Annotated in this window: 16 protein-coding genes; 9 read left to right on the forward strand and 7 right to left on the reverse strand. The window is 63.2% G+C overall.

Translation table 11 applies throughout. The features are described 5' to 3' along the window. Positions 1-56 precede the first annotated feature (56 nt). Both CIT25_RS18305 and CIT25_RS18310 read left to right on the forward strand, forming a co-directional pair. Positions 57-1004 carry an aldo/keto reductase gene (locus CIT25_RS18305; protein ID WP_095485956.1) on the forward strand — a complete coding sequence of 316 codons (948 nt, stop codon included), beginning with the start codon at positions 57-59 and terminating at the stop codon, positions 1002-1004. A gap of 143 nt (positions 1005-1147) precedes the next feature. Beyond that, entirely contained in the window at positions 1148-1765 is a 618-nt protein-coding gene (locus CIT25_RS18310; protein ID WP_095485957.1) for a LysE family translocator, read from the forward strand. Positions 1766-1789: 24 nt separating this feature from the next. On the opposite strand, the gene CIT25_RS18315 is transcribed toward CIT25_RS18310, so the two are convergent. Both CIT25_RS18315 and CIT25_RS18320 read right to left on the reverse strand, forming a co-directional pair. Then, positions 1790-2584 carry a lysophospholipid acyltransferase family protein gene (locus tag CIT25_RS18315; protein ID WP_095485958.1) on the reverse strand — a complete coding sequence of 265 codons (795 nt, stop codon included), beginning with the start codon at positions 2582-2584 and terminating at the stop codon, positions 1790-1792. Positions 2585-2665: 81 nt separating this feature from the next. Beyond that, positions 2666-3577 carry a LysR family transcriptional regulator gene (locus tag CIT25_RS18320; protein WP_095485959.1) on the reverse strand — a complete coding sequence of 304 codons (912 nt, stop codon included), beginning with the start codon at positions 3575-3577 and terminating at the stop codon, positions 2666-2668. Positions 3578-3683: 106 nt separating this feature from the next. On the opposite strand from CIT25_RS18320, the gene CIT25_RS18325 reads away from it, so the two are divergent. The 3 genes from CIT25_RS18325 (at position 3684) to CIT25_RS18335 (ending at position 5462) form a co-directional block, all read left to right on the forward strand. Further along, positions 3684-4235, forward strand: coding sequence for a carboxymuconolactone decarboxylase family protein (locus tag CIT25_RS18325; protein ID WP_095486032.1), 552 nt, complete (start codon positions 3684-3686; stop codon positions 4233-4235). A gap of 116 nt (positions 4236-4351) precedes the next feature. Beyond that, positions 4352-4822, forward strand: a complete 471-nt coding sequence (locus CIT25_RS18330) for a nuclear transport factor 2 family protein (protein WP_095485960.1) — start codon at positions 4352-4354, stop codon at positions 4820-4822. Between the two features lie 13 nt (positions 4823-4835). Further along, positions 4836-5462 carry a pyridoxamine 5'-phosphate oxidase family protein gene (locus tag CIT25_RS18335; RefSeq protein WP_095485961.1) on the forward strand — a complete coding sequence of 209 codons (627 nt, stop codon included), beginning with the start codon at positions 4836-4838 and terminating at the stop codon, positions 5460-5462. A gap of 14 nt (positions 5463-5476) precedes the next feature. On the opposite strand, the gene CIT25_RS18340 is transcribed toward CIT25_RS18335, so the two are convergent. The 3 genes from CIT25_RS18340 to ftsE all read right to left on the reverse strand — a co-directional run bounded on the left by CIT25_RS18340 (position 5477) and on the right by ftsE (position 7918). Continuing rightward, a complete protein-coding gene (locus CIT25_RS18340) occupies positions 5477-6199 on the reverse strand; it encodes a YdcF family protein (protein ID WP_095485962.1) in 723 nt (240 codons plus the stop codon). Between the two features lie 77 nt (positions 6200-6276). Continuing rightward, complete coding sequence (locus CIT25_RS18345; RefSeq protein WP_095485963.1) at positions 6277-7266, reverse strand: cell division protein FtsX; 990 nt, start codon at positions 7264-7266, stop codon at positions 6277-6279. Further along, positions 7259-7918 carry a cell division ATP-binding protein FtsE gene (gene ftsE / locus CIT25_RS18350; RefSeq protein ID WP_010911739.1) on the reverse strand — a complete coding sequence of 220 codons (660 nt, stop codon included), beginning with the start codon at positions 7916-7918 and terminating at the stop codon, positions 7259-7261. Before ftsE ends, CIT25_RS18345 begins: the two co-directional genes overlap by 8 nt. Before the next feature lie 191 nt (positions 7919-8109). On the opposite strand from ftsE, the gene CIT25_RS18355 reads away from it, so the two are divergent. The 3 genes from CIT25_RS18355 to CIT25_RS18365 all read left to right on the forward strand — a co-directional run bounded on the left by CIT25_RS18355 (position 8110) and on the right by CIT25_RS18365 (position 9758). Beyond that, complete coding sequence (locus CIT25_RS18355; protein WP_095485964.1) at positions 8110-8754, forward strand: hypothetical protein; 645 nt, start codon at positions 8110-8112, stop codon at positions 8752-8754. 26 nt (positions 8755-8780) lie between these two features. Further along, on the forward strand, positions 8781-9323 hold the full coding sequence (gene hpt / locus CIT25_RS18360; protein WP_095485965.1) for a hypoxanthine phosphoribosyltransferase: 543 nt from the start codon (positions 8781-8783) through the stop codon (positions 9321-9323). Positions 9324-9386: 63 nt separating this feature from the next. After that, positions 9387-9758, forward strand: a complete 372-nt coding sequence (locus CIT25_RS18365) for a response regulator (RefSeq protein ID WP_095485966.1) — start codon at positions 9387-9389, stop codon at positions 9756-9758. A gap of 20 nt (positions 9759-9778) precedes the next feature. On the opposite strand, the gene CIT25_RS18370 is transcribed toward CIT25_RS18365, so the two are convergent. Beyond that, positions 9779-10729, reverse strand: coding sequence for a DMT family transporter (locus CIT25_RS18370; protein WP_095485967.1), 951 nt, complete (start codon positions 10727-10729; stop codon positions 9779-9781). A 228-nt stretch (positions 10730-10957) separates the two neighbouring features. On the opposite strand from CIT25_RS18370, the gene CIT25_RS18375 reads away from it, so the two are divergent. Then, complete coding sequence (locus tag CIT25_RS18375; protein ID WP_095485968.1) at positions 10958-11815, forward strand: LysR substrate-binding domain-containing protein; 858 nt, start codon at positions 10958-10960, stop codon at positions 11813-11815. 13 nt (positions 11816-11828) lie between these two features. Here the strand turns inward: CIT25_RS18375 and CIT25_RS18380 are convergent, their stop codons facing one another. Further along, the gene (locus tag CIT25_RS18380) at positions 11829-12197 is read right to left on the reverse strand and encodes a glyoxalase superfamily protein (RefSeq protein WP_095485969.1); all 369 of its coding nucleotides are present in this window, start codon (positions 12195-12197) and stop codon (positions 11829-11831) included. Positions 12198-12231: the final 34 nt, after the last annotated feature.

Raw genomic sequence — 12231 nt, forward strand, 5'->3', positions numbered from 1 at the left:
TAGGTTAAGCGAGGGCTTCTCGCCCCCATTCTTTCCATTCCCCACGGAGATCAGTCTTGCAGAAACGTCGTCTCGGTCAAACCGACCTGTCCATCGCGCCGCTGGTTCTGGGTGGCAACGTCTTCGGCTGGACCGCCGACGAGAAAACCTCTTTCGACCTGCTCGACCGCTTCGTCGGCGCCGGCCTCAACGCCATCGACACCGCCGATTCCTATTCGCGCTGGGTTCCCGGCAACGAGGGCGGCGAATCCGAAACGATCATCGGCAAATGGATGAAGAGCCGTGGCAACCGCGACGAAGTCGTGGTGATCACCAAGGTCGGATCGGATATGGGGCAGGGCAGGAAAGACCTCTCCGCCGCCTATATCGAGAAGGCCATCGATACGTCGCTGATGCGGCTGCAGACCGATGTCGTCGATCTCTATCTGTCGCACTGGCCGGACCCGACCACCCCCTACGAGGAGACGCTCGGCGCCTACGAAAAGCTGCTCGCCAAGGGCAAGATCCGCCACGTCGGCGCCTCCAATCTCGATGCCGGCCAGTTGCGCGCCGCGCTCGACGTGGCAAGCCTGCGGGGCCTGCCGCGCTACGCGGTGCTGCAGCCGGAGTACAATCTCTATGACCGCGCCGCCTTCGATGGGCCGCTCCGCGATCTGTGCATGGCGGGGGATATCGGCGTCATCACCTATTTCAGCCTCGCCAAGGGGTTTTTGAGCGGCAAGTACCGCAGCGAAGCCGATCTCGGCAAAAGCGCGCGTGGCGACGACGTGAAGACCTATCTGAACGTGCGCGGCATGCGCATCCTGGCGGCACTCGACGCGGTGTCGGCGCGTCACTCGGCCAAGCCGGCGGACGTGGCGCTCGCCTGGGTGATTGCGCGGCCCGGCGTCACGGCGCCGATCGCCAGCGCCACGACGCTGGACCAGGTCGACAGCCTCGTCCGCGCCGTATCGTTGAATCTCAGTCCTGACGATATCGCCGATCTCGACAGCGCGAGTGCATAGAAGCTAGCGCGAAGCGGCGGCCGCTCAAACGCCAGCCAAGGATCGTGCGCGGCCTGCGCCGGACGGCTCCGCACGATCGTTCAAGACGCCCTGGTCTGCCCTGCCATACGATTGGTCGCATCGCGTCGGGATATGGTATACAGATGGCCGAACAGGTCTTTTCCCATCCGGAACTATGGCAGCAATTGCTCGCGCTCATCCTGGCATCGGCGGTCGTGATGGGCAGTCCGGGGCCGGCGACGATAAGCGTCACCGCCGTTGGTGCGGCCTTCGGTCTGCGCGATTCGCTCCGCTACGCCTCGGGCATTATCCTTGGCACGGTCGCCGTGCTTTTGGTCGTGGCGACGGGCATCACGGCCATGCTTGCCTCTGTGCCGAGGCTCACACCGCTTTTGGCGGTGGCATCCGCAGCCTACATCCTCTACCTCGCCTTCAAGATAGCAACGGCTCCGCCTCTGGCTGCGCGTACCGGCGGGGCGGCACTTCCCACCTTCCTGGGCGGGTTTCTTCTGGCCGTCGCCAACCCGAAAGCCTATGTGGCGATTGCCGCCGTGTTCGCCGGCACGTCGGCCGCCGGTGAGCTCGATGCAGGGCTCAAGCTGGCGGTCCTCGTCTCGATGATCGTCGCCATCCATGTCATTTGGCTTCTCGCCGGTGCCGCGTTTGCGCGCTTTCTGCGCAAACCGCTGGCCTCGCGGATCATCAATCTGACGTTTGCGGCGACACTGCTTCTGACCACGGCGCTGGCCGTGATTCCCTAGGGATCTGCCGGTCAGACGGGCGGTTCAGGCCAGGTTATCGGGGGCCAATTCCCTCAGCCGCTTCACCGCCGTCGGCGGCATGGGCGGCGGGTTCGGCGCACGGGACGCATCGACGAGCAGCTGGTCGCAGGCGGCTTCCGTCTCGCCGATCAGCCGTTCCATGAATTCCTGCTTGTCCAGCCCCGGCGGGATCGGCGGCAGGAACCGGGCCTTGATCGTGCCGGGATAGCGCAGGAATTTCCGCCGCGGCCAGTAGAGGCCGGCGACATGGGCGACCGGCACCACCGGAATGCCAAGCTGCGCATAGATCTCGACGATGCCGTATTTGTAGGCCGGCTCGTCGCCCGGCGCCCGGCGTGTGCCCTCGGGATAGATGATCAGCTGGCGGGGATTGCGCGCCAGCTCCTGTTTGGTCGCGGCGACCACCGCTTTCAACGCCTTCGAGCGGCTGCCGCGGTCGACCGGGATCATCCGCATTTTCAGGATGTACCAACCGAAGAACGGGATCCAGGTCAGTTCCCGTTTCAGGATGTAGATCGGATCCTGCAGGAAGGGGAAGAAGGCGATCGCGTCCCAGAAGGATTGATGCTTGGGCGCCAGGATGAAGGAACCCTCGGGCAGGTTTTCCTGGCCGGTGATCTCGCTTTTGGTGCCGGCGATCTTGTCGTAGAGCCACATGCTGGTGCGCGACCAGAATTTCGGCACGAACCAGGCGCGGTGGCGCGGCGACAGGAAATAGTACGGAGTCCAGATGATCATCTGGACGATCAGATTGACGTAGAAGACGAGGTTGAACGCCAGCGAGCGGATATGGAGCATGTGGGAAGTGCCCGGTGAGGAGGTGTGCGTTGGTTACACCAAGCGCAGGTAAAAAGGAAACGGTGCGAAGGCCCCTGTTCGTCAGGCCTGCCATGTCGCTTGCACGAGCCGCGTCTTCAGGCGTGGGGCGGCGAAGTCGAGGAACGCACGCAGTTTCACCGGCAGCAGACCTTGGCCGGCATGCACGAGGCTGACCGGCCATGGCTGCGGCTCGAATGCCTCCAGCACGGTGCGGAGTGTGCCGGACCGCACCGCAGCAGTGATCTGATAGGAAAGCACCCTCGTTATGCCGACGCCGGCAATCGCGGCATCGATCGCCGCTTCCGCGGTGTTGACCCGAAGCCGTGAGCGGATCGGAACAGGGAGTTCGGTCTTGCCGGTGGCAAAGGTCCACGTGGCGGGAGCGGTGAGCCCCTCGAAGGTGATGCAGCTGTGTGACGCAAGGTCTTTCGGGGTCTCCGGCGTGCCGCGCTCGGCCAGATAGGCCGGCGTCGCGCAGACAACGCGCCGGATCGAGCCGATACGGGTGGCCACCAGGCTCGAGTCGGGAAGCTCGCCTATGCGGACGGCGAGATCGATGTGCTCCTCGGTCAACTGGGTTATCCGGTCGGCGAGCATCAGGCGAATAGCCACGTCGGGGTAGACGGCGAGGAAGCCGGTGACGACCGGCAGCACATGCAGGCGGCCAAAGACGATCGGCGCGGTGATGATCAATTCGCCCGTCGGGGCGCTGTATTCACCGGCGGCGGTCCGCTCGGCCTCGCCGACCTCGTCGAGAATGCGATGGCAGGCAGCGAGATAGGCATGACCCGCGTCGGTCAGCGTCAGCTGGCGCGTCGAGCGGTTCAGGAGACGCGTCTTCAGATGCCGCTCCAGGTCGGAGACCTTGCGGCTGACCGTCGCAAGCGGGATGCCGAAACGGCGTCCGGCGGCCGAAAGGCTGCCGGCCTCCACAGCGGCGACGAAAAGCGACATAGCCTCGAGGCGATCCATGCTTCTCCCGGAAAATGGAAGGATTGATTGCAAATATGACAGCTACATCCAAAACATGGAAGGGGCCATGTTTGACGGCGAAGCTGATCAACGAGAAGGAATGCCGATGCCCCGTATCCCTACACCCGCGTCCATAGAGGCCGCGCCTGCTGCGTCGCGGCCGATGCTGCATGCCGTCGAGAAGCAACTCGGCGTCGTCCCAAACCTCTTCAGGCTCGTTTCCAATAGCCCGGCTGCGCTTGAAGGCTATCTCGGTCTGTCCGGAGCGCTTGCCAAGGGCCGCCTGCCCGCGCCGACGCGCGAGCGCATCGCTCTGGCGGTCGCCGAGATCAACGGCTGCAGCTACTGCCTTTCCGCCCATACCTATCTCGGCAAGAACCTCGCCAAGCTTGACGATGCCGAGATGGTCGCCAATCGTGCGGGCGGGTCCAACGATCCCAAGGCCGCCGCGGCCGTGCTTTTCGCCGCCAAGATTGCGCGCGACCGCGGCCATATCGGTGACGAGGATCTCAGCGCCGTCAGGCTCGCAGGCTACGACGATGCGCAGATCATCGAGATCGTCCAGCATGTCGCTCTCAATGTCTGGACCAACTATGTCAATGAGGTTGCCAGGACGGAGATCGACTTTCCGGTCGTTTCTGTCCGCAAGGCAGCCTGAAATTTCAGCGACCAGTGTGTCGGTTTTGGAAAATCCGATGCTCAAACAAAAGAGATAGAGCGGCGGTACGGTTCGACTTGAAAGCCCGCCGCTCTAGCCCATCACAAGGAGTTCCCATGTCTGAAAGCCGCCCGCCGCTCCCGCCATTCACCGCCGAGACTGCCGCACAGACGGCACGCATGGCGGAGGATGCGTGGAACTCCCGTGATCCGACACGGGTCGCGCTTGCGTACACAATCGACAGCCGCTGGCGCAATCGGGCCGAATTCCTGCAAGGGCGCGACGCCATCCAGACCTTCCTCACACGCAAATGGGATCGCGAACGCGACTACCGGCTCATCAAGGAGGTCTGGGCGTTCCGCGACAATCGTATCGCCGTGCGTTTCGCTTATGAATGGCACGACGACAGCGGCTCGTGGTTTCGCAGCTACGGCAATGAGAACTGGGAGTTCGATGAACATGGATTGATGCGCTTGCGCATCGCCAGCATCAACGACCTGCCGATCCACGAGGCCGACCGCAAGTATCATTGGCCGCTTGGCCGCCGGCCGGACGATCATCCCTCTCTGTCGGAGCTCGGCCTTTGAAGGAGGCTTTTCCATGAATGCTCACGTCTTCACCAGCGATGTCGCCTTTACCCCAACCGTCAAGGCGATCCAGGCCCGCAAAGGCTCACGCGATGCCTATGCCCGCGTCGAGGAGCGCGGCGGCTGGCAAGCTGATATCACGCCCGATCTCGCCGCCTTTATCGAGGCGCAGACCAGCATCTTCCTGTCGACGGCCAATGGTGACGGCCAGCCCTACATCCAGCATCGCGGCGGGCCGGCCGGCTTCCTCAAGGTGCTCGACGAGCGGACGATCGGGTTCACGGATTTCTCCGGCAACAGGCAATTCATCACCCAGGGCAATCTGGACGACAACCCCCGCGCTTTTATGTTCCTGATCGACTATGCCCACCGGCAGCGCATCAAGATCTGGGGCAGTGCGCGCGTCGTCGAGGACGACGCCGACCTGATGGCGAAGCTGATGCCGGAAGGCTACAAGGCGCGCCCCGAGCAAATCATACTGTTCACGGTTTCGGCCTGGGATTCCAATTGCCCGCAGCACATCCCACAGCGTTTCGAAGCGGCCGATGTGGCGGCGGCGCTGGCCGAACGGGACAATCGTATCGAACGTCTCGAACAGGAGATCGCGCGCCTGCGCGGAGCCTCTAGCGCCAAGGAATGATACCGCTGCCGGTTTCAGATCGGCTCAGCAGCCTCGGCCAGCGCGATGCCGGTTGGCGTTGGCTTCACCGGCACGATGCCCCGCGCCAGCGCCAGCAGATATTTGTTGTATTCGGTGAACAGCACGCGCAGCGCCCTGGGCTTGGTCAGCCAGCCGCCATTGCCAAGATTGCTGTTGACCACCGGATAGGGCTCGAGCTTGGCCTTGTGTAGCAGCCGGCCCATTTCCAGCAGGCTGCGCGGCATGTGATAGTTGTTGGTGACGAGGATCACGGTGCCATAGGCGTGGTCTTCCACCCATTTCGCGCTTTCCTCGGCATTGCCGATCGTGTCGAGCGCGGCGCGATCAATGTCGACGCAGCAGGAAAACAATTTCTTGTCGCCGCGTGTCGCGACCTGAAGCTGGCGGCGGCTGGCGGAAGGATGCACGCCGCTGATCAGCAGCCGCTCGCCCTTGCCGGACGCAAGCAGACCCATGGCGGCGTCGAGACGCGAATGGCCGCCGGTCAACACGATGATGGCATCGGCTTTTGCCGGATTGGTAGGCGTCGCGAGACGGCTGACAGTGTTGGCGAACCAGCCGAAGCCGCCGGCAAACAGCGTTGCCAGCACGAGCAGAAAGAAAGCGGAGATGCGAAACGCGCCCGCCAATCGGCTGGGCTTGGCGCGCTCACGGGAACGCGTAATCACCAAGGGCAACTGTCCAGCCATTCCGCTCGAGTCGCGCGCGTCCATCATCTTATCGTTAACCCTGAAATGCGGCGTTTAGTAGGTGAAAAAGCACACATTACGTTACGCTAATTCTCTATCCGTGATCACCCCGCGTCGGGTTGGCGGACATCGATGTCGCTGAGATAGGTGACGACGGTGACATGGGAGGTCGCCGCCGTCAGCGCACCGATGACCAGCACCATGAGGACGACGCCGAAATAGCCCGCTGAACCGATGGCGAAATTGCCGAACAGCGCGGTTGCCTGATCGGCCTGCGGCGTTGCCATGTTGCGCGACGACCACCATGAGAAGACGATGAAGACGAGCACCGCCGCCGCACCCCCGGCGGCTGCGCCCTTCATGCCGGTAACGAGAAAGTGGTGGCGGAACTCGCGCGCGATGAAGCGCGCTTCGGCGCCGACGAAATGCAGCACCTCGATGATGTGGCCATTGCCGGCCATGGCGCCGCGCGTTGCGAATACCACGGTCAGCACGGTTGCCGACAGCATCAGCGCCAGCACGGCGATGCCGATGGTCACCGTGGTGCGGGCCATGGCCACCAGCCGGTCGACCCAGGTGCGATGGTCGTCAAGTGCTGCACTAGGCAGTTTCGGGGTAATCGCGGCACGCATTGCGGCGAAATCGGGCGGGTTGCTCTCGTCTATGGTGACGATGATCAGACGCGGCACCGGCAAGTCGTCGATGTTGAGACCCGAGCCCAGCCACGGCTCCAGTAGCCGCGCGGTGGCATCGCGGTCGACGATCCTGGCGCTCTTCACGCCAGGAAATTCGCCGGCGATCTGCGAGGCCTGGGCAAGTGCTGCCTCCATGTCGAGGCCGTCTACCGGCTTGATTTGGATCGTCGCCTCGCGCGAGATCTGGTTCTCCCAGACCGAGGCGGTGTCACGCACCAGCGTCACCGCGCCGAAGGTCAGGCAGGAGAGGAACGTCATGATGGCGATGACCAGGACCAGCGCCCGGCCGGCGATGTTCTGTGCCGGCACGATCGGCGCCATCTTGCGCTGAACGCGCTGCGTCGTCGCAGCCCTCTCGGCGTGTTGGTCTTCGACATGTTCAACGGGAAGGTTAGTCATAGATATCCAGCCTTCCGCCGGCCAGGATCATGCGCCGTGCGTCGACCTGTTCCATCAGGCCGAGGTCGTGGGTTGCAATCACCACCGCGGTGCCCAGCCGATTGAGTTCGATGAACAGCCGCAACAGGCGCCGCGCCAGCGGCGGATCGACATTGCCGGTCGGCTCGTCGGCAAGCAGGATCTCGGGCTGCTCGATCAGCGCCCTGGCGATTGCGGCGCGCTGCTTCTCGCCGCCGGACAGCACCGGCGGCAGCACATGCATGCGCTCGCCAAGGCCGACCCACTTCAAGAGTTCGGTCACGTCGGTGCGGTAGCTCGCCTCCTCGCGTCCGCGCACGCGCAGCGGCAAGGCCACGTTTTCATAGGTCGTCATGTGGTCGAGAAGGCGAAAGTCCTGGAACACCACGCCGATTCGCCGCCTCAGATGCGGCAACTCCGTGCGCGAGATACGTGAGCGGTCCTTGCCGAAGATGGTGATCAGCCCGCGCGTCGGCTTGAGCGACATGAACAAAAGCCGCAGCAGCGTCGTCTTGCCGGCGCCCGAAGGGCCGCTCAGGAACTGGAAGGAGCGCTCCGGTATGTGCAAGGAAATGTCGCGGAGGATTTCCGGACCCATGCCATAACGGAGGCCGACATTTTCGAAGCGGATCACGTTCGACGACCTGAAACTTGCGGCGGCGACGAGCCAGCCTTCTCTGAGAAAAGACCATCGGCCGGCATGGTTAACCGGCGGTTAATTCTGAGGTTTTTTGGGCGCGTCACAAGGGTTCCGGTGGGAAGCGTTAACCATTTCCGTTTACGCAAAAGAAACGAAGAGCGAACAAGTGCCGTAGTGCTGGGGCCGTGATGGCTGAGGATCGAACCGCGCGCCCGGTTTCCGGCGAAATCATGGCCGACACGGCCGCCGCGCCGGAACGCATCATGCGTGATCCAGCCGATGACATCGTCGACGCCGACTACGAGGTGCTGCCGCGCTTTACCGGCAGCATGGACCCTTCACCACCGCTTTCGCGTGTGGTGGCCACGCCGTCGATCGAAGGCATGGAGATGCTGCGCAAGCCCGAAGCCGCGACGGGACGGTTGCGGATATCGCGCGGTGGACCGATCTTCTGGATCGCCGGCCTCAGTGCCGCGTTTGCAGCCTTCTGGATATCGGGCGGGCACGCGCTTATGCGCCAGGCGCCGCTTCTTCTCGCGGCCCAGGAAACAGGCACTGCCCTCACTATTTCAGGCGTCACGTCGCGTATCGATGCGTCCGGGCCGGAACCTGTCCTGTTCGTCGGTGGCGAGGCCGCAAATGACGGCGCCAGCCCGTCGCCATTGCCGCCGTTGGAGATCCGGGTCACCGGCAATGACAGGCGCACAACCCGCTATACGCTGGGCACATTCAACCGTTCGCTGGCGCCCGGCGAAAGATTTGGCTTTTCCAGCCGGCTCGACGTGCCTAGAAACGGGGTCAAGACCGTTTCGGTCACCTTCGCCAATTAGGGCGATCATTTCTGGAAGGGCGGCCAATGCCAGTCGTGCGCGGCAAGGATATCGAGGTTCTGTTTTCGGCGTCGGCTATTGCCCGCCGCAATCTGGAGCTCGCCAAGGAGATCGCCGGGCACGACTATCAGGACCTTTTGGTGATTTCGGTGCTGAAAGGATCGTTCATTTTCGCCGCCGACCTCATCCGCGCCATGCACGATGTCGGCCTGTCGCCCGAGGTCGAGTTCATCTTTATCTCCAGCTACGGCGCCGGCACCACCAGCGGCGAGGTGAGGGTGCTGCGCGATATCGACAATGAGGTCGCCGGCCGCGACGTGCTGTTGATCGACGACATCCTCGAATCCGGCAAGACGCTGTCCTTCACCCGCGACCTGATGTTGTCGCGCGGCGCCAAAAGCTGCGCTATCGCCGTGCTGCTCGACAAGCGCATGCGCCGCCAGACCGCGCTCAACGCCGACTATGTCGGTTTCGACTGCCCCGACTATTTCGTCGTCGGCTACGGCATGGATGTCGCCCACGCCTTTCGCGAGCTGCCCTTCGTCGGCATCGTCAAGGGCGACGCCTAGATTTTTCTTCGATGCTGTTTGCGGTTCAGGAAAAGTCAACTTTTCCCCGCCAAACATTCCGCCATGGCAAAGCTCCTGATCGTCGAGGACGATGAATCCGTCCGCACTCTCGCCGCTCGTGCGCTCGAACGCGCCGGGCATATGATCGACATCGCCGCCGACGGCGCGCAAGGGCTTGCCCTGATCCGCGCGGCACGTGGCGGCTACGATCTTGTCGTCTCCGATATCCGCATGCCGGAGATGGACGGCATCGCGATGGCCAAGGCGGCGGCGTCGCTTTTCCCGGCGATGAAGATCTTGCTGATGACCGGCTATGCCGATCAGCGCGAGCGCGCCGAGGAATTGAATGGCGTCATTGTGGACGTTGTGCAGAAACCGTTCACGCTGGCCGAAATCCGCGCGCGTGTCGAACAGGCGCTCGCCTGCTTTGCCTAGAGCCTAAGGCCTGACCGCGGTCAGGCCGGATCGCAGGTCGCCGCGATTGCCGGCGCGCTGCTTCGGCGCCGGCTGGCATCGAGCGCGAACAGACCGGCGCCGATGATGAGCGCAGCGCCGACGACGGTGGTCGATCGCGGCACTTCGGCAAAGAACAGGAAACCCCACAGCGGCGACCAGATGATGCCGGTATACTCGAAGGTGGCGACGCTGTTGGCGGGCGCCAGCCTGTAGGCTTGCGACAACAGGATCATCCCGGCCGAGGCGACGAAGCCGCAGGTTGCCATCTTGAGGAAATCGATTGGCGTCGGCCAGATCCATGGCCTGACCAGGAATTCGAGGCTTGGATGCGTGGCGTGAGCTATTCCTGCCAGCCAGAACAGCCCGGCGACCAGTGCAGCGCCCAAGAGGTAGACGCCATTCTGATAGAACGCCATGACCGTGGACGATTCGGTGTCGCCGATCTTGCGGGCCATCAGCTGCGAAAAGCCGTACAGCACCGCTGAGGCCAGCGACAGCAGCGCCGCCCAGTCGAACAGCCCGGCGCCGGGCCGCAGCATCACCAGCACGCCCAGCATCCCGACCATGACGGTGACCAGCGTCTGCCATGCCACCCGTTCGCCGAGATAAGGGCCGGCAAGCGCCATGATGAACAGCGGTGCCATGAAATAGAGCGCCACCGCGTCGGCAAGCGGCAGGGCGGCGATTGCCAGGTAGTAGACCGTGTAGGAGGTGAACAGGATCAAGGCGCGCATCGTCAGCATGCGAAAACGCTTCGAAAAGATCGCGCTGAGCCCGACATCGACATGAACGAGCACGAGAAGAATGGGCAGGGCGACGATCGAGCGGATCGCCATCACTTCGGTCACCGGGTATGTGCCCGATACGGCCTTGATCAGCGGATCCTGGAGCGAGAACACCAGAACGCCGAGGCAAAGACTTGCCATGCCGAGAACGATCCGGTTCTGCATGTCGTTCAACGGGCTCCTTGCATGTGCGGCCCGAAAGCCGGGCCTGCGGTTTGGGCAAAAAGAACCCGCCACCGTTTCGGGCAGCGGGTACGAGTGAGGACTCTGTATTGGTCCGCGGCCGATTTCGCAGCCGCATATCCAATGGGTGAAGCAACTATCATCCGACGTTTGACATGTTGCAAACGAATTGGAATGATGCCAGCAATCAGATTTTCTTATGGCGAACAAATGAAGTCCACGCTCGACAGCGATCTGCTGCGCACCTTCGTCGCGGTTGCCGATACCGGCAATTTCACCAAGGCAGCGGAGCAGGCCGGCCGTACCCAGTCGGCGGTTTCGATGCAGATGAAGAGGCTCGAAGGTGTGGTCGGCGACAGCCTGTTCGAGCGCGGCTCGCGTGGTGTGGCGCTGACCCGCCGCGGCGGCGAACTCATCGTCAACGCCCGCCGGATCATATCGCTGCTCGACGAGACGGCGGCATCGATGGTCGCGGCGCCGCTTGGTGGGCCGGTGCGCATCGGCATCCCGGAGGAATATGGCCACGCCATCCTGTCGCGCGCGCTCGGCGCCTTTGCCAAGCGCCATCCTCAGGTCGAAGTCACCGTCCGCTACGCGCATTCCGGCGCGCAGATCGCGGCGCTCGCGGCCGGCGAGCTCGATCTGGCGGTGGTGTTCGAGTGGCAGGATCTCTTCGGCGGCGAGGTGCTGATGCATGATCCGACCGTATGGGTGACGTCGGAGCTTCACCACATGCATGAGGAGCGGCCGGTGCCGATCGCGCTCTACAACCGTGCCGGCTGGTGCAAGGATTTCGCGATAAAGTCGCTGGAACAGCGCGGTCTAGCCTATCGTGTCGCCTATACCAGCGATACCAATGGCGGACTACGGCTCGCCGTCACGTCCGGGCTGGCGATTGCGCCGATCTCGCGCAGCAACATCCCTGCCGGCTGCCGCGAACTTACGGCCGCCGACGGGTTCGGCGACATCGATTCCTCGAACGTGGTTTTGCGGCGCAATCCGAATGCTTCCGGCGAGGCGATCGACGGCATGCAAGAGGCGATCCGCGAGGCGTTCACCAATCGCTAAAGCCTGGCAGCCGCTATGCGACGTTTTCGTAGAAGGTCAGCCGATTGCCGAACGGATCGCCGACGGTAACCTCCCTTGTCTGCCAAGGTGTCTCTTCCACTCCCGGCCTGGCAAAACGGTACTTCTTCGCTATCAGTTCGCGGTGCAGCGCCGCGATGTCGCCCGCTTCGACGCGGATATGAGCGCCCGGCGCGCCGTCGCCGTGATGTTCGCTCAGATGCAGCACGCAACCATCGCGCGAAATTCCCATATAGAGGGGAGCGTTGTCGTCGAAGCGGTGCTCGAACTGCACTTCGAAACCGAGGAAGCCGACATAGAATTCATGCGCCTTGGCGATGTCGAAGATGCGCAGGATCGGAGTGACGGCGCCGAGTTTCACCATGGTAGTCTCAATGGTTCGATGCTTGAGGCGATAG

The sequence above is a fragment of the Mesorhizobium mediterraneum genome, assembly GCF_002284565.1.
GTDB lineage: Bacteria > Pseudomonadota > Alphaproteobacteria > Rhizobiales > Rhizobiaceae > Mesorhizobium > Mesorhizobium mediterraneum.

What these genes read in the sequence shown, in the direction of transcription:
- CIT25_RS18345 (WP_095485963.1), bottom strand. Translation starts at nt 7,266, where the DNA reads ATGACTAACCTTCCCGTTGAACATGTCGAAGACCAACACGCCGAGAGG.
- CIT25_RS18315 (WP_095485958.1), bottom strand. Translation starts at nt 2,584, where the DNA reads ATGCTCCATATCCGCTCGCTGGCGTTCAACCTCGTCTTCTACGTCAAT.
- CIT25_RS18310 (WP_095485957.1), top strand. Translation starts at nt 1,148, where the DNA reads ATGGCCGAACAGGTCTTTTCCCATCCGGAACTATGGCAGCAATTGCTC.
- CIT25_RS18340 (WP_095485962.1), bottom strand. Translation starts at nt 6,199, where the DNA reads ATGATGGACGCGCGCGACTCGAGCGGAATGGCTGGACAGTTGCCCTTG.
- CIT25_RS18375 (WP_095485968.1), top strand. Translation starts at nt 10,958, where the DNA reads ATGAAGTCCACGCTCGACAGCGATCTGCTGCGCACCTTCGTCGCGGTT.
- hpt (WP_095485965.1), top strand. Translation starts at nt 8,781, where the DNA reads ATGCCAGTCGTGCGCGGCAAGGATATCGAGGTTCTGTTTTCGGCGTCG.
- CIT25_RS18325 (WP_095486032.1), top strand. Translation starts at nt 3,684, where the DNA reads ATGCCCCGTATCCCTACACCCGCGTCCATAGAGGCCGCGCCTGCTGCG.
- CIT25_RS18330 (WP_095485960.1), top strand. Translation starts at nt 4,352, where the DNA reads ATGTCTGAAAGCCGCCCGCCGCTCCCGCCATTCACCGCCGAGACTGCC.
- CIT25_RS18380 (WP_095485969.1), bottom strand. Translation starts at nt 12,197, where the DNA reads ATGGTGAAACTCGGCGCCGTCACTCCGATCCTGCGCATCTTCGACATC.
- CIT25_RS18335 (WP_095485961.1), top strand. Translation starts at nt 4,836, where the DNA reads ATGAATGCTCACGTCTTCACCAGCGATGTCGCCTTTACCCCAACCGTC.
- CIT25_RS18365 (WP_095485966.1), top strand. Translation starts at nt 9,387, where the DNA reads ATGGCAAAGCTCCTGATCGTCGAGGACGATGAATCCGTCCGCACTCTC.
- CIT25_RS18320 (WP_095485959.1), bottom strand. Translation starts at nt 3,577, where the DNA reads ATGGATCGCCTCGAGGCTATGTCGCTTTTCGTCGCCGCTGTGGAGGCC.
- CIT25_RS18370 (WP_095485967.1), bottom strand. Translation starts at nt 10,729, where the DNA reads ATGCAGAACCGGATCGTTCTCGGCATGGCAAGTCTTTGCCTCGGCGTT.